Raw genomic sequence first — 16391 nt, 5'->3', positions numbered from 1 at the left:
GTTCTACCGGAGTCCCGCTGCCTCTCTACCGGCACCCTCCATCATGCTCAGGCAGCCCTTGACATCAGGCCCAACGCCTTAACTTCACGGCCTTGACCTTTGGCCACCTGGCCGCCTACGCAGGTCTGGCCCCGGTCACCCGCCGCTCCGGCAGTTCCATCCGCGGCGAGCACCCACCGAAGGGTGGCAACAAGCAGCTCAAACGTGCCTTCTTCCTGTCCGCGTTCGCCTCCCTGGCCGACCCGGCCAGCCGCACCTACTACGACCGGAAACGCGCTGAAGGCAAGAAACACAGCGCTGCCCTCATCTGCCGCGCCCGCCGCCGGGTCGACGTCCTCCACGCCATGCTCCGCACGAAAGCCACCTACCAACCGAAACCAGCTTACGAACCCCGCCCCGCGGCTTGACGAACCCCATAGGGGCACCCCCCGCCCGGGCGAGGATCAACGAAGTCCTGCTGATCGCGCTGCGACGCGAAGGCCGTACCTACCGCGGCGGGGAGCGCGGAGCCCAGCCGGCGATCCCAAGCTCGCCGCACTATGTCTGGTTACGCACGGGCAGCACCGCCCGCGGGCCCAGGGCGCCACCCAGTACCCGATCCCGGCCCTCTACGACCTCGGCGTTGCCGAGGTCGTAGAGGGAGACCGCGCCCCAGACCCGCCCCGGCTCGGCGGGGTCCACTACGGCGAGGCTGATCGCCTACCCGGCCCGCCGCTCCTGTTCAACGACCCGTTCTGCGGTGGCCTGCACTTGCAGGACCTCTCAGCTCTGTGGGAAGCCGAGATTGAGGCCGCCGTGGCTCGGGTCGAGCCAGCGCTGGGTGACCGCCTTCTCCTGGGTAAAGAAATCGAACCCGGCGGGGCCGTACGCCTTGCAGACGCCGAAGAGCGACTGCTTCCAGCCGCCGAACGAGTAGTATGCGACCGGCACGGGGATGGGCACGTTGATACCGATCATGCCGACCTCGACCTCTCGCTGGAACCTACGGGCCGCGCCGCCGTCATTGGTGAAGATGGCTGTTCCGTTGCCGAACGTGCCGGAGTTGATGAGAGCAAGACCGTCGTCGTAAGTGGCGACGCGTACCACCGAGAGCACGGGGCCAAAGACCTCCTCGGTGTAGACGCGCGACGTCGTGGGCACACGGTCAATGAGTGTCGGGCCGAGCCAGAACCCGCCGGGCTCGCCGTTGACTTCAACCTCTCGGCCGTCCACGACGACGTCGGCGCCGTCCTTGGCGGCGAGGTCGATATACGAGGCAACCTTGTCACGGTGCGCCTCTGTCACCAGCGGGCCCATATCGGTTCCTCGTCGGCCGTCACCGATCCGCAGCATTGAGATGCGCTCACGCACCTTCTCGATAAGGACGTCGGCGACAGGCTCGACGGCGAGCACGACGGACACGGCCATGCAACGCTCACCCGCCGAGCCAAACCCAGCGTTCACCGCTGCATCGGCGACTAGGTCGAGATCGGCGTCGGGCAGCACAAGCATGTGGTTCTTCGCGCCTCCGAGTGCTTGTACCCGCTTACCCTGCTTGGCGGCGCTCTCGTAGATGTACTGGGCGATCGGCGTCGAGCCGACGAACGAGATCGACCGGACCTCGGGCGCCGCCAGCAGTCCATCGACTGTGGCCTTGTCGCCCTGGAGGACGTTGAATACACCGTCGGGCAGTCCAGCCTCCTTCCAAAGCTCCGCCATCCAGAGAGCGGCTGTCGGGTCCTTCTCGCTGGGCTTGAGGATGACGGTGTTGCCCGCCGCGATTGCGATCGGGAAAAACCACAGAGGCACCATGGCGGGGAAGTTGAACGGACTGATGATGCCAACCACGCCGAGCGGCTGCCTGAGCGAGTACACGTCGACGCTCGTTGAAACGTTCTCTGAGTGCCCGCCCTTGATCAGGTGTGGGAACCCGGTCGCGAGCTCGACGACTTCCAGGCCGCGCGCGATCTCGCCTTCAGCGTCCGCGATCACCTTTCCGTGTTCGCCCGTGATGATCTCGGCAAGCTCGCCCTTACGTTCGTTGAGCAGCTCCCGAAACCGGAAGATGATCGCCTGGCGGCGCGCCATGGACAGGTCGCGCCACGTGGGGAATGCCGCTTGCGCCGAGGCTACGACCGCCTGCACGTCGGCGGCGTCTGCAAGTGCCACCCGCTTGGTCTCGATGCCGAGTGCTGGGTCAAAGATCGGAGCGGTGCGCGCCCCTATCGACTCCACGACCCGACCGTTGTACCAGTGGTGGACGATGTGCGGGCTGCGCCGTTCAGCCATGTCGTTCTTCCTTCAGGTCGAGCGACGCCGTCGCGTCGCGAGATCAGAGTCGAGGTCGCCCTCGCTCGAGTGGCGTTGCGCCGAGCTGGCGCCGTCAGGGCGTGGTCGCTGCCAACGTGGGCACAACGGCCCGGGCCGTGTTTGTACCCCTGGGCAGGAGGAAGCAGCACGCCAGCATGATGACGGCGGTCGCGATACAGAGGATCACCACGCCAGCCGTCGAGGACGTCGCTGCGAGTATTGCGGTTGCGGCGAAAGGAGTGAGTCCTCCTCCAAGTGCACCCGCGAGGTGGTAGTTGAGGCCGATGCCGGTGTATCGCTCCGTCGGTGAGTAGCCTGCACCACTGCGGCACCAGCGACGTCGACGCCGAGATCAAACTCCTCGGCATCGTGCACAACCTGAACAAGATCTTTCGTCACGACGGCAGACCGAAGGCCGCTTGACAACTCAAGATCGAAAGCTGTGCGACAGGCTCCCGCCTGCCCCGCCGACGCACCGAAACCCTCCCGGCCAGGACCTGGACGACCACCTGGCCGCCGCAACACCCAGCCCACCCCGCGTCACGACGTTCACACGGCGACCACCAAGAAGACCAGCAAACCGGACACCGAGAAAACGAAGACCCCGAATCCCCGTCCACGTCGAACGGGTTAAAAATCAAGCTCAAGCCACGTTCGTCGCACGCGCCGTCGGCCGGTACGACGTGCTCGTCGGCATGCGGGCGTTCACCGCGCGCCCGGTGAAACTCTCGACGAGATTCGCCACTCACCCCTGATCGTTGGCGTCGAGTCATGCACCCACCTGCGAGTGGTCAAGGAGACCTACGGCCAACCTCGCTTGGCGATTCCCGAGGTCCCCTGCCTCACGCGCTTGAGCCGTCGTACGCCGAGCCTGCCACCGCCAGCAGGCCACTTCGGCGTACCCGGGGCCATCGGGGCTGTTGAGAATCGTTCTCAAGCCAATCATGAGACGAGAGTCTCCGGCCTCGTTACAAAAGCCAAGCGCATGCAGGAGGCACTTGCGGTCACGAAACGGACGCTTTAGGAGGCAAAACCTGAGAGTGAGCCTTGACGTCCAGTGGTGTGGTCGGCAACACTCAAGGCGCTTGGTGGGGTGATCCACCTCTCACCAGATGCGAAAGGGAGTCATGTCGTCCATCCCCACCGGTCCCGTCGGACCCGTCGATGCCACTCAGGTCCCGCGTTTCGCTGGCCCATCGACCTTCGCGCGACTGCCCGCCCTCGACCAGGTGAGACATGCTGACGTCGCGGTCGTCGGAGTGCCGTTCGACTCGGGCGTGAGTTACCGGCCCGGTGCGCGGTTCGGCCCGAGTCACGTCAGGGCGTCAAGCAAACTCCTGCGCAACTACAACCCGGTGCAGGAGATCGCCCCGTTCGCCATCCAACAGGTCGCCGACGCCGGCGACATCGTCTGCAATCCCTTCGACATCGACTCGGCACTGCTCGACATCGATCGCGGCGCGCGCAGTGTGCTGGACCGTGCTGACCGCCTCGTCACCATCGGCGGAGACCACACGATCGCCCTGCCGCTGCTCCGTGTGCTCCACGAGGCCCACGGTGAGATCGCCGTCGTTCACTTCGACGCTCATCTGGACATGTGGGACACCTACTTTGGGGCGGACGTCACCCACGGCACGCCGTTCCGTCGCGCCAGCGAAGAGGGGCTGATCGACCAGACGGGCAGCATGCACGTCGGCATTCGGGGTCCGCTCTACTCAAAGAGGGACCTGACGGACGACCAGGCTCTCGGATTCCAGGTTGTCGGATCGCACGAGATGGACGACATCGGATGGCGGGGAACGCTCGAGCGAGTTGCGGCCCGCGTCGGGGACCGGCCGATGTACGTCTCCATCGACGTCGACGTGCTCGACCCGGCGCACGCACCTGGTACGGGGACCCCCGAGGCCGGCGGCCTCACGAGCCGCGAGCTCCTGAGCATCCTGCGCGGATTCGCCGGCTGGAACCTCGTCGGCGCAGACATCGTCGAGGTCGCACCGGCCTACGACCACGCAGAGATGACTGGCATCGCGGCAGCGCACGTCGCCTACGAGCTGATCAGCGCGATGGCTCCCAGACCGCAGGAGGATCACTGATGACGTTGCGAATCGACGAGCAGGAGCTGCGAGCCCGATTCAGGGGCGAGCTGATCTTTGCCGGGGCGGCTGGCTACGACGAAGCGCGCGCCGTCTTCAACCGTCGTATCGACGCCAAGCCGCTCCTCATCGCGAGACCTGTCGATGACGACGATGTCGCGCTCGCGCTCGCCTACTCGACGCAGGAGGGCGCGGGTGTCTACATCCGCGGGGGAGGGCGAAATGTCGCCGGCTACGCCACGGGCCCGGGAGTCGTGATCGATCTGGGACTGTTGCGCGACGTTCAGGTCGACCCTGACACGAAGGTCGCCACGTTCGGTGGTGGAGCGCGGGCGTCGGACGTGCTGCGTGCCACGCAAGCTCACGGACTCGCAGCCGTCACCGGCGTCGCAGGCCACATCGGTGCTGGCGGATTGACGCTTGGCGGCGGCATCGGATGGCTGAGCCCTCGTTACGGCTTTGCCTGCGACAACATCATCGCGGCGAATCTCGTCACGGTCGACGGGACGAAGCTCCACGTCGATGGCGAGTCTGACCCCGAGCTGCTGTGGGCCCTGCGGGGAGCTGGTGCCAACTTCGGTGTGGTCACGTCACTGACCGTGAAGGTGCATCCAGTTCGCGATCAGGTTCTCGCGGGTGACCTTACGTTCGACGCAGCAAAGTCGCGCGAGGTAGTTCAACGTGTTCGTGAACTCAACGAGGATGAGAACGAGGACTTCTTCGTCTTTTTGACCTATCGGCGTGCCGACCTCTCTGATGCTCCGCTCGCGCCGGGCCAGGCGGTTCTCACGGTCAGCGTCTGTCACCTTGGCGAGCCGGCGCAGGCCGACGCGGCCATCGCGCGACTCAGGGCTCTGGGACCGGCTGTCGACGCGGTCCGCCTCGCGACGTACCTGGACCTGCACCTAGCCCAAGACGACACCTACCCCGAGGTCCGTCAGCACTGGGCGGCGGAGCACGTCGCCGACATGGACGACGACATCGTCGAGATCTGCGAGGCCGTCGCCGGGGGAATCCAGGGCGAGAGCATCGTCGTCGCCTATCCCTTCCGGCGGTCCATGTCCGACTCGCTTGACGACCGAGGTGCGTTCGCGTGCCGCGACACCGGATGGGACGTCACGACGCTGGCGTTCTGGCGCGACATCGCTCACGACGACAGCTACCGCACCTGGGCCGACTCGCTTTCGGAGGCAATCCGAGAGGCTGGCCTCGTCAGTACAGGCGTCTACCCGAGCATGCTCAGCTCGTGCGGTCCGGACCGCCTGCGTGAGTACTACGGTGACGACCGTCTCGAGCGCTTGCGTGCCGTCAAAGATCGACTCGACCCGCGCAACGTGCTGAGCCACAACGCGAACATCACCCCGACGCCTGCGGGAGGACAGCGATGAGCGCGGGGCAGCGATCGTCGGTGAGTCGACAGGGCCTCGTCGACAGCTGGTTCGGTCGCACCCTGGTCGGGTGGAGCGCCTGGGCGCTCCCACTGACGATCCTCGTCGTGGTCTCCTCCCTGGTGTTCGCGCCCGGGACGCAGCGCGATGTCATCTACTTTCTGGTCCTCGCAACCGCAGCAGTCGGGCTCGGAGTGTTCGCCGGCAACGCAGGTGTGCTCAGCTTCGGACACGCAGGATTCGTCGGTCTTGGCGCATACGTCGGCGCAATCTTCGTGATGACGTCATCGGAGAAGTCCATCGCCGTGCCAACGCTGCCCGGAGCGCTGGCGGACATCCACCTCCCGACGCCTTTCGCGCTGGCCGCAACGGTGTTGTTCGTTGGTGTTCTGGCGTTGCCCGTCGGCTTCGTGGTCGCACGCATGTCGCCGTCGGCGGCGGTCATCGGCACCTTCGCCCTGCTGATTATCGTCAACAAGGTTCTCGTTGGCGCGGCACCGATCACCCGTGGCAATCAGACCTTCTTCGGAGTTCCGCCGATCGCGACGGCGACGACCGCGCTGGTCGTGCTGCTGGTCGCCATCCTCGTTGCGCGACTGCACCGCGAGTCATCCTCCGGGCTTCGTCTGCGCGCGAGCCGGGAGGACGAGATGGCTGCGGAAGTGTCGGGCATCTGGGTCGCCCGCGAACGCCTCGTCGCCTGGGTCCTGAGCGCGATGATCTGTGGCTCCGCAGGCGCGCTGCTCGGCGCATTCATCGGAAGCTTCTCGCCCAGCACGTTCTTCCTCACGCTGAGCTTTCAGATGCTGGCCATGGTTCTGGTCGGCGGATGGACGACGGTCTCGGGCGCTGTCGTGGGCGCCGGTGTCGTGGTTGTGATGACCCGGCTGCTCGACACCCTCGCGACCGGACCGGGACCGCTGCCGGAGTTCCGCGGTGGTGCCACGATCGGTCTCAGTCTCGTTATCCTCATCGTTCTCTACTTTCGGCGTGAAGGACTGCTCGGCCGACGCGAGATCGACGCATGGCGGCCGTCGGCGCTGCGCGCCAAATGGGCGACCGACGTTCCGCCAGCTGACCTGTCCTTCGAGGATGACCACGCGATCCCCATGCGTGCGCACTCGCTCACCATGCAAGGAATCGAGAAGGCTTTCAGCGGCGTCTCGGTCCTGCGCGGTGTGGACATCGAGATCAGGAGCGGCGAGATCGTCGGTGTCATCGGCCCGAACGGGTCGGGTAAGACCACCCTGGTCAACATCGCCACCGGTCTGCTTCAGCCGGACGCCGGTCAGGTCCGGCTGGACGGCGCCGCTCTGCAGGGCCGGTCGGCTCGACACATCGCACAGTCCGGCCTGGCCCGAACCTTCCAGGGGATCAAGGTTTTCGGAGGCCTCACCGCGCTGGAGAACGTGCAGGCAGCAGCCTCGGCATTCGACGTCATCCGCTCCGAGGAGGACAGCCACCACCTCCTCGACCTGGTCGGACTCGGCGAGCTGGCAGATCGTGACGCCGACACGCTCTCCTACGGCGCACAGCGACGTCTCGAAATCGCCCGCGCCCTGGCCATCGGACCCACGTTTCTCCTGCTCGACGAACCAGCAGCTGGGCTGGACGAGGACGAGTCCGACGAGCTCCTGGCGTTGCTTGAGCACATCCGCGACCGCTGGCAGCTTGGCATCTTCATCATCGATCACGATCTGCGCCTGATGCTGCGGCTGTGCGACCGGATCGTCGCGATCGACCGCGGCCAGGTGATCGCCGAAGGCGCTCCCGCCGACGTCCGTAGCAATCGCGCAGTGATTCGGTCCTATCTCGGCGCGGCCGGCGAGCCCATCCACACAGAAAGCGAAGACTGATCATGAACCTCAAGGCTCTGCGGCGTGGAGTTGCCGCGCTCTGTCTGACTCTTCCTCTCGCCGCCTGTGCAGGCGTGGGCTCCGGTGACGAGTCTGGCACCTTCACCATCGGCGTGGCCAGCGGCCAGTCCGGGTACCTATCCCCGTTTGACACGGCCATTTTGGCCGGAGTCAAGGAGCGGGTCGCCCAGCTCAACAAGGACGGCGGGCTCGCGGGCAAGTACCGCATCGAAGTCAAGGTCAAGGATACTCGCTCCGACATCGGCGACCAGGCCACCGCCACCCAGGCCATGGTCGACGACGGTGCGGATGCGCTCGTCCTCGCCTGCGACTCGGACCCCTCGATCGCGGGAGGGCAGATCGCCCAGCGCGCGAAGGTCATCGCCTTCGGATGTCCCGCGAACCCCGAGAAGATCGGCTCGTACCTCTTCCAGATGTTCGTTCCTGAGCGGATGAATCCGACCGTCCTGGCCCAGTACGCCAAGCGGGAGAAGCTCAACAAGGCCTTCCTCCTCGGATCCAGCGACACCGCGTACACGCAGAACGGCGTCGCGTACTTCAAGTCCGCATTCACCGGGATCGGTGGCACGATCGCCGGCGAGGGCAACTTTGCGCTCGACCAGCAGGACTTCGCGACCCTCGTCGCCAAGATCAAGTCGTCCGGCGCCGATGTCATCATGACGACCCTGTACGAGCCGGGCATCGTCTCGTTCCTCAAGCAGCTGCGCGGCGCCGGCGTCGACATCCCCGTGCTCGGCGATTCGCTCGAGACCCCGGGTGTCTTCGCTCTCGCAGACAGCGCTCGTGGCGAGCTCGCCTATACAGCGATCGCCGACACCAACCCCGGAACGCCGGTAGGCGACTACCTCGACACGATTCGCAAGACCTACGGCGCGGATCAGGCCAACGTGTACGCCCTGCTGGGCAACGACATCGTGTGCGCGCTCGACGCGGCTGTGCGGAAGACCGGTTCGACCGACCCGGAGAGCCTGGCACCTGCCGTGGCGAAGCTAACCAACGTCGAAGGCGTTGGCGGTTCCTTCTCCTACAACTGGCCCGGAGCAGGACAGACGCAGCTGCGCCAGATCTTCGTCAAGCAGCCGGAGGGTGAAGGTCGCAGCAAGATCCTGTGGTCCACGACCCCCGATCCCGCGGCCCTTCCGAAGGTGATCGAGTGAACGCCGAAATCAAGCAGCTCGCACTGTGTGTCGACAACCTCGACGCCAGCTACGGCGCGGTCCGAGCGCTACGCCGCGTGTCACTGACCGTTGCCCACGGAGAGCTGGTGGCGGTCCTTGGGCCCAACGGCGCCGGTAAGAGCACCCTGCTCCGGGCGATCGCCGGAGTCGGTGCCAGCACGACAGGCGACATGTCGTTCGAGGGGCGGAACATTCGCACCTGGTCTGCGGAGCGACGCGTGCGGGAGGGCATCGCGATGGTCCCAGAAGGTCGGCGCCTGTTCGGGTCGATGTCTGTCGCAGACAACGTTCGGCTTGGCGGCGTCACGTGTAAGGACCAATCGCGACGTGCCGCAATCGAGGCTGAGATCGAGAAGTTGTTCCCAGTGGTCATGCAGCAGTGGTCGTCGACTGCCGGTGAGCTGTCCGGTGGTCAGCAGCAGCAGGTGGCGATTGCGCGAGCCCTGATGTCGGACCCGCGAGTCCTTCTTCTCGACGAGCCCTCTCTCGGCCTGTCGCCGGCGGTTGCCGAGGACGTCTTCTCCGCGGTTGACGAGCTACGGCGCCGCGGTACAACCGTCGTGCTCGTCGAGCAGAACGTGACTCGGTCCCTGGAACTTGCAGACCGTGCGTACGTGCTCACGTCGGGTCGGGTTGCTCAGTCCGGCCGACCGGACGAGCTCGGCGGTCACGAGCAGCTCGCGGCTTCGTACTTCGGAATGGAGGCGTGAGGTGGAAACACTGATTCAGACGGTGGTCAACGGTCTGGCAATCGGCGGAACGTATGCCTTGTTGGCGATCGGGCTGGCCATGGTGTTCTCGGTGCTCGGCCTGGTCAACTTCGCCCACGGCGAGCTCCTGACGGTCGCCGGCTACACGATGTTCGGACTCACGCAGGCCGGTCTGCCGTTCTGGGTTGCCGCAGCGGCCGGGATCGTGACCGCCGCAGCGGCCGCGATCGTCATGGAACGTGTCGCGTTCCGCCCGCTGAGAGGGGCATCGCTGGAGACGTTGCTCTTGTCGAGCCTTGCGGTAGGCACGATTCTGCAGGTCCTGTTTGCGCAGTTCATCTCCCCCCGTACGCGGTCGATCAGCACGCCGGAGTTTTTCGCTCGACAGGTCGAACTCGGTCCGATCAGCATCGGTGGCCTTCAGCTCATCGCCATCGCTGTCGTGGTCGCCCTTCTCGTGCTGCTCTCGCTGTTCATGCAGCGCACGATGCTCGGCCGCAGCATACGTGCTGCCGGTGTTGACTTCGAGACTGCTCGACTTGTCGGAATCCGCGCGAACTCGATGTACCTGTTGGCATTCGGCATGTCGGGGGCGCTCGCCGGTGTCGCCGCCATCTTGTGGGTGGGTCAACGCGGCGCTGTCGATCCCGTCATGGGCCTCACGCCGGTCATCGCCGCGTTCCTCGCGACCGTCATTGGTGGGCTCGGGAGTCTCAGCGGCGCTGCTATCGGCGGGCTCATCTACGGGCTTGTGCAGGTGGTGTTCGAGCAGTACCTGCCAGGAGCGATCCAGCCCTACCGCGAGGCCCTCGTGCTGTCGGTCCTCGTGGCAATCCTCATCAAGTTCCCGTACGGTCTGCTGACCCGCGGCGGCATCGACTCAGTTCGACGCGTATGAACCGCCTGCTTTCGCGCGCTCCTGTTCATCGCATTCCTCACCAGGAGTTCCTCGTTCATGTCCCTTCTTGATTCCCTTCGCCGGTTCCCGCTGGCCAAGGACCTCAGCTTCTCCTCCGATGAGTACGCTCGTCGCCTGCGCGAAGTGCGTGCGTCGATGTCAGCCGAAGGTCTCTCCGCCCTGGTCGTGTCCAACGCGGCCAACCTGTGCTGGATCACTGGATACGACACGGTGATGCCGTCCGGACCGTCGACCGCGATCGTTACCGCGGACGACATCGTGGTCGTGTGTCCCGACCTCGAGGTATCGTGCTTCCTCCTGCACACGACGGTCGAGAACTACCGGCTCGAGAGCTGGCAGTCGGGCGACGCATTCGGCGGCATCCTGGCCAGCGCCCTGGCTGAGGTCATCGGTCCTCGCGATCGCGTGGGTCTCGAGCTTAGCAAGGTCGATGCGTACGCCGGTCCGGCGCTCGAGGCGTCGACCTACCTCTCCCTGGCGCAGCAGTTCCCCGACGTCACGTGGGTCGATGTTCCGTTGCTGATCTCGACTCTTCGTCTGGTCAAGTCAGATGAAGAGATCGCGGCGATGCGAGTCGCTGGGGAGTACACCCACGCCGGCATGCGTGCAGCCCTCGATGCCATCGGCGCCGGTGCGACCGAGAACGATGTGCTCGCAGCCTGCTACGAGGGCACGATCGCGGCAGGTTCGGAGGTCATGCCGATCGATCCGATGATCGTTGCTGGCGACCGCGGCGGCTACATGCCCTTCCTTCCGTACCGCAATGCTGTTCTTCAGGAGGGCGACTGCGTGTACCTCGAGTCGTCTGGTGCGCATCGTCGTTACTCGGCACCGCTCATGCGGACGGCGTCCGTGGGAGAGCCGACGGAGGCGACCCGCCTGCTGGCCGACTTGGCCACCGAGGTGGTCGACACCCTGATGGCGACCATCCGGCCGGGTCGCACAGGAGGCGACATCGCGCAGGACGGCCTTCGAGTGCTCAAGGACCTGGCCTCCGACACCTACTTTCCCGGCACGTTCGGTTACGCGTGTGGTCTGGGGGTCCAGCCGACCTGGACCGAAGCGCCCTTCTACCTGGCAGAAGGGTCCGAGAACGTCGTCCTCGAGCAGATGACGATTCACCTGCCGATCTGCTTGTGGTCCCCGCGCGAGCGGGTGGGCGTTGGCATGAGCGAGACGATCCTGGTAACCGCGCAAGGCACCGAGCTCATCACCCCTGGCCACGACCGCGGCCTGGTGATCCGATGAGCGATGCGTCGTCAGACGTCGTCATCGTCGGTGCGGGCCTGGCCGGTCTGACGGCCGCGCGAGACCTGCGCCAGACCGGCCTCAGCGTCACGGTCCTGGAGGCACGTGATCGGCTCGGCGGCCGGGCGTGGTCACGTCTTCACCAGGGTGGTGCCGGCGTGATCGATCTCGGCGGACAGTACTTCTCGACCGCCCACCAACTCGGCCTCGCTGCCGAGATCGACCGTTACGGCATCGGAGTCACCCTCGACACCGGCCAGCCGCAAGCGCGATGGCGTTTCGGTGACACATTGCGGTCGGGCATCTCCCCGGTCCCGCCAGAGCAGCTATTCGATCTCGAACGCGCTGCCGTTGCGCTGGTGCAGGAGTCGAAGCGGATGGACCCGCGAAAAGTGTTGGATCGGCAGGACGTCTCCGCCCTCGACGTGCCGTTCGGCAGATTCCTCGACATCCTCGGCCTGCCTCGAGAGACACGTTGTCTGCTGGAGGCGTTCGCGTCGTTCTTCGCTGGCGGACCGCCGTCCGACGTGCCACTGCTGCACGTCGTGGACTGGATCGCAGAGCTCGACAACAGCGTCTGGGCTCAATGGGCAGTCCTGTCAGAGGGATTCACTGCCGGTACTGGGTCTCTGGTTTCAGCGTTGGCCGACGACGGCGGAGCAGACATTCGTGTGTCAAGTCCTGTACGCAGCATCGCGCAGAAAGCAGGAAGTGTAGAGGTCTGCACGGTCGATGGCCGACGCTTCGACGCGGACCGCGTAATCGTGGCCATCCCGGTCGAGACGTGGTCAGCGATCGAGCTCATCGACGTCGACGTTCCACCAGAACGCGGGGCGGCGATCAGGCGAGGACACGAGGTTCACACCCGGAAGTTCCACGTGGTCCTCGAAGGGGCCCACGCGCCCTTCACAGCTATGGGCGCTGACCGACTGCACTGGCTTTCGTCGGTGCGCCCCGCAGTCGGTCCTGGCGGCCAAGAGGCGACCTTGTGCGTCGCATTCGCGGGAGTTCCAGAGTCGGTCGACCCTAACGACCGCGACGACGTGACTGCTGCGGTGGGTCAGCTTGCCCCGGGAGCGGCCGTCCTCTCCGTCGACTGGCACGACTGGACCGCTGATCCGTACTCCCGTGCGACCTCGTACCGTCCGCGCCTGCAGTCGACGCTTCGTCAGCCGCTTGGCGACGTCCATTGGGCTGGTTCGGACCTTGCCACCCAGTGGCCTGCCTGGCTGGCTGGAGCTGTCGAAAGCGGCACAGCCACGGCGCAGAGCGTCGCCGCATCGCTTGGCGTGGGAGCGCGCCTTTAGCGGCTCTCCCACCCACCACACCGTGTCACGCCCCGCCGACCAGACCCGCTGGGGCTTGGTCGTCGCGCAGCAGAACGAGCCCTGAGCCCGGCGTGACCTAATCATCCATCGGCTCGACACAGAAGGAAGGACACCATGAACATCCCCACCGTGACCGGCGACATCAGCCCTAATGATCTCGGCATCACCCTCGCGCACGAGCACGTGACCCTGGAGCTGACGTCACGTTTCCCCGAGGATCACTACCTCCACCCGTACACGTTGCCTGGCCCGGACGCGATGATTCCCGAGGTCCAGGAGTTCGTGAAGGCCGGCGGCTCCACCCTCGTCAGCCTGACGAACGAGAGCATGGGGCGTGACATCGCTGCGCTGAAGCAGGTCGCCGAGGGCGCTGGCGTCAACATCGTCGCAGCCACTGGCTACTACGTGCGCGAATCCGCACCCGCCATCGAGGACGCCAAGGCCCTCGGAGACCACTTCATCAAGGAGCTGACGGTCGGGATCGATGACACCGGTGTCCGTGCTGGTGTGATCGGTGAGCTCGGCACCGGTGCCTCGATGCCTGGCGATTTCGAGTTCCGCCTGTTCGAGGCGGCTGCTCGCGCGAGCCTGGAGACCGGCGCTCCGATCGCGGGACACACGCACGGCGGCCAGCTCGCCCGCTGGCAGGTCCAGTACCTGACCCGTCTGGGTGTTCCGGCCGACCGCATTGCGATCTGCCACCTGGACGAGACCCTTGCGGTCCGAGACAACCGACCGACCGATCTGGAGCTGGCCATCGAGATCGCTGACTCGGGATCGTATGTCTCGGTCGATTCAATCGGCATGAGCTACTACGGCGAGTGGCTGAGCCGTCCCGAGCCGAGCGACCACGACCGTGCGTGGCTCCTGGCGAAATTGGTCGAGCGTGGCTACGCCGACCACGTCCTGCTCGGTCACGACATCGCCTGCGACAAGGATCTGCTGCAGAACGGTGGTCCCGGCTACGGCCACATCCTGAACAACTTCCTCGGCAAGCTCCAGCAGTTCGGCGTCGATCGCCAGACCGCTCACCGGTTCCTTGTCGACAACCCGCGCCGCTGGCTTGCCGGCCGGCCGATCTGAGGGGGCTACCTCTATGACCATTCAGGTTCCTACCGTCACTGGGCCGGTGGCTTCCAGCGAGCTCGGCGTGGTCCTGGCGCACGAGCACGTCGTGCTGGACTTCTTCGAGTCCCACGGTCCGGACGACCCGAATCCGTATCACTATCAGCTGCCGGGCATCGAGCTGATGGCTCCGGATCTGAAGGAGGCGGCCGCGAGCGGGCCCGCGACCGTGGTGAGCGTGACCAACGCGCCCATGGGGCGTGACATTGGCGCGCTTCGAGCGATCTCGGAGGCCAGCGGCGTGAACGTGGTCGCATCCACCGGCTACTACACGCGGTGGGCGTCGCCGCAGATCGATGACGCCTCGGCTCTGACGGACAACATGGTGGCGGAGCTGACGAAGGGCATCGAGGGAACGGACGTCCGTGCCGGCGTGATCGGCGAGATCGGGTCGGTGTCCGCTATCCCCAGCGATTTCGAGTATCGCCTGTTCAAGGCGGCCGCCGAGGCCCACCACGCGACGGGCGCCCCGATCACGACTCACACGCACGGTGGACAGTACGCCTTGTGGCAGCTCAACACGCTGACGCAACACGGAGTGCCATCGAGCCGAGTCATCATCGGCCACCTCGACGACCCTGTCTGGCTGCTCGACGGCAAGGCGCCCGACCTCGATCTGCTGGTTCGGCTCGCTGACAGGGGCGCGTACATCGCGTTCGACTGCGTCGGTGTGACGGACTACGGCCACTGGGTCGGCCGGCCTGAGCCGACGGACCGAGACCGCGCGTGGGCCGTCACTCGCCTCGTCGAGCGCGGCTACTCCGACCACATCATCCTGAGCCACGACGTCGCACGGCCGCAGGACCTGAAGGTCAACGGTGGACCGGGCCACGGGCACATTGAGCAGAACTTCCTGCCGTACCTTGAGCAGTTCGGCATCTCGCCGGAAGTCTCACGCAAGTTCATCTCGGACAATCCCCGTCGATGGTTAACGGGCGAGTAGTCCATGTTCGTGCCGACACTTCCGCATCTGTTGGTGGCGGGCGATCTCGCGGGGTCGCGCACCGGGGCTGGCCAACGACGATTTAGGATCGGACCATTCTCAAGCGGTCGGACCGATCGATGAAGCCGTCGAAGCGAAGGGCGGACGTGGACAGCTACGACAGGGAGATCGTCACCCTTCTCGAGGCCGACGGTCGACTCACGCACCGTGAGATCGCTGACCGGATCGGCTTGTCACGCTCCGCGGCAGCCAACCGACTTCGAAGGTTGCTGGAGCTCGAGGAAGTCGTCGTCCGAGGTGTCGTCCATCCCGCGATCCTGGGACGGGGCCATCTGGCGTACGTCGTCATGGAGATCTCGGGTTCGGCGACGAAGGTGGCAGAGGCGGCAGCCGAAAGAGCTGATGCGGCATTCGTTGCCATCACGACCGGGCATTGCAGCGTCGCTGTGGAGATTCACAACGCCACGGCCGCGGCGACTGATGCCGCAGTGGCAGAGCTACGTTCGATGGAGTCGGTGATTTCTATCGAGACGCTTGTGTACGCCGACGTCATTCGAGACACCGTCGGCCCGGTGGGTCAAATGTCGGCGACGGTCGACGACATCGATCTTGCACTCATCCAGGGACTGCAGCGCGATGGCCGCGCGTCGTATGTGGCTCTGGGCGAGTTGTCGGGGCTCTCAGCCGCAGGCGCGCGGCTGAGAGTACGCAATCTCCTCGAGAACCGGGTGGTGCGTGTTGGAGCACTCGTACGCCAGTCCGGCCACGAGAGCCACACGCTCATGGGCCTAGGTATTCGGCTGACTGGAGCTGCGGACGAGGTCATCGAGGCACTCAAGGTGACCCCGCAGGTCGTGTACCTCGCCCGAACTCTCGGGCAGTTCGATCTGCTGACCACCATGCGCGGGTTCACCACCGGCGAGCTGGTCGAAGCGCTCGACCAAGTGCGTGAGATCCCTGGGATCCACTCAGTTGAAACGTGGACATACCTCCGGGTGATCAAGGAAACCTATGAACAACTCGCGCCCGACTCGCATGTTGAGGTCTCGGCAGGTGAGTAGATCGACATGCCAAAGCTAGCTGATTTTTAACCCGTTCGACGTGGACGGGGATTCGGGGTCTTGGTTGTCTTGGTGTCCGGTTTGCTGGTCTGGGTCTGTTGCGTTGGGCGAAAGCATGATCGACTCCGGCTTGCCGGGTGTGGTCTGCTGGGCCGGTGAGGTCGTCGACTCGTGTCCGGTCCTGGTCTCCGCCTGCGTCGGCGTTCGTCGGGTTCCGGTTCCCGCCCGAGGT

At 65.5% G+C, this 16391-nt stretch carries 13 protein-coding genes and 1 pseudogene; 12 read left to right on the top strand and 2 right to left on the bottom strand.

What is annotated here, in order from left to right; translation table 11 throughout:
- Nucleotides 1–104: 104 nt before the first annotated feature.
- Nucleotides 105–407: pseudogene (locus ACGFIZ_RS32960) on the top strand (transposase); the annotation flags it as partial.
- Nucleotides 408–537: 130 nt separating this feature from the next.
- Here ACGFIZ_RS32960 and ACGFIZ_RS32955 read toward each other — a convergent pair.
- Together ACGFIZ_RS32955 and ACGFIZ_RS32950 are read right to left on the bottom strand one after the other, a co-directional pair.
- Complete coding sequence (locus ACGFIZ_RS32955) at nt 538–681, bottom strand: hypothetical protein (protein ID WP_393426898.1); 144 nt, start codon at nt 679–681, stop codon at nt 538–540.
- A gap of 81 nt (nt 682–762) precedes the next feature.
- Complete coding sequence (locus tag ACGFIZ_RS32950) at nt 763–2268, bottom strand: CoA-acylating methylmalonate-semialdehyde dehydrogenase (protein WP_393426895.1); 1506 nt, start codon at nt 2266–2268, stop codon at nt 763–765.
- Between the two features lie 1148 nt (nt 2269–3416).
- Between ACGFIZ_RS32950 and speB the strand changes: the two genes are divergently transcribed.
- The 11 genes from speB (at nt 3417) to ACGFIZ_RS32895 (ending at nt 16159) form a co-directional block, all read left to right on the top strand.
- On the top strand, nt 3417–4382 hold the full coding sequence (gene speB, locus ACGFIZ_RS32945) for an agmatinase (protein WP_393426892.1): 966 nt from the start codon (nt 3417–3419) through the stop codon (nt 4380–4382).
- Nucleotides 4382–5770, top strand: a complete 1389-nt coding sequence (locus ACGFIZ_RS32940; protein WP_393426889.1) for an FAD-binding oxidoreductase — start codon at nt 4382–4384, stop codon at nt 5768–5770. Before speB ends, ACGFIZ_RS32940 begins: the two co-directional genes overlap by 1 nt.
- Nucleotides 5767–7626: an ATP-binding cassette domain-containing protein gene (locus ACGFIZ_RS32935; protein WP_393426886.1), complete on the top strand. Its 1860-nt coding sequence runs from the start codon at nt 5767–5769 to the stop codon at nt 7624–7626. The genes ACGFIZ_RS32940 and ACGFIZ_RS32935 overlap by 4 nt, the downstream gene beginning before the upstream one ends.
- Before the next feature lie 2 nt (nt 7627–7628).
- A complete protein-coding gene (locus ACGFIZ_RS32930) occupies nt 7629–8804 on the top strand; it encodes an ABC transporter substrate-binding protein (protein ID WP_393426883.1) in 1176 nt (391 codons plus the stop codon).
- Complete coding sequence (locus tag ACGFIZ_RS32925) at nt 8801–9535, top strand: ABC transporter ATP-binding protein (RefSeq protein WP_393426880.1); 735 nt, start codon at nt 8801–8803, stop codon at nt 9533–9535. The genes ACGFIZ_RS32930 and ACGFIZ_RS32925 overlap by 4 nt, the downstream gene beginning before the upstream one ends.
- Nucleotide 9536: 1 nt before the next feature.
- Nucleotides 9537–10433: a branched-chain amino acid ABC transporter permease gene (locus ACGFIZ_RS32920; RefSeq protein WP_393426877.1), complete on the top strand. Its 897-nt coding sequence runs from the start codon at nt 9537–9539 to the stop codon at nt 10431–10433.
- Between the two features lie 57 nt (nt 10434–10490).
- Nucleotides 10491–11702 (top strand): M24 family metallopeptidase, encoded by a 1212-nt coding sequence (locus ACGFIZ_RS32915; RefSeq protein WP_393426874.1) that lies wholly within the window; start codon nt 10491–10493, stop codon nt 11700–11702.
- Complete coding sequence (locus ACGFIZ_RS32910; RefSeq protein ID WP_393426871.1) at nt 11699–13009, top strand: flavin monoamine oxidase family protein; 1311 nt, start codon at nt 11699–11701, stop codon at nt 13007–13009. Before ACGFIZ_RS32915 ends, ACGFIZ_RS32910 begins: the two co-directional genes overlap by 4 nt.
- A gap of 135 nt (nt 13010–13144) precedes the next feature.
- Entirely contained in the window at nt 13145–14113 is a 969-nt protein-coding gene (locus ACGFIZ_RS32905) for a phosphotriesterase (protein ID WP_393426868.1), read from the top strand.
- A 46-nt stretch (nt 14114–14159) separates the two neighbouring features.
- Nucleotides 14160–15098 carry a phosphotriesterase gene (locus ACGFIZ_RS32900; RefSeq protein ID WP_393426865.1) on the top strand — a complete coding sequence of 313 codons (939 nt, stop codon included), beginning with the start codon at nt 14160–14162 and terminating at the stop codon, nt 15096–15098.
- 146 nt (nt 15099–15244) lie between these two features.
- Nucleotides 15245–16159: an AsnC family transcriptional regulator gene (locus tag ACGFIZ_RS32895; protein ID WP_393426862.1), complete on the top strand. Its 915-nt coding sequence runs from the start codon at nt 15245–15247 to the stop codon at nt 16157–16159.
- Nucleotides 16160–16391 lie beyond the last annotated feature (232 nt).

The sequence above is a fragment of the Micromonospora sp. NPDC048830 genome, from assembly GCF_043198215.1.
GTDB lineage: Bacteria > Actinomycetota > Actinomycetes > Mycobacteriales > Micromonosporaceae > Micromonospora.
The sequence above is the reverse complement of the archived record's forward strand: the minus strand, read 5'-3'. Positions and strand labels throughout refer to the sequence as shown.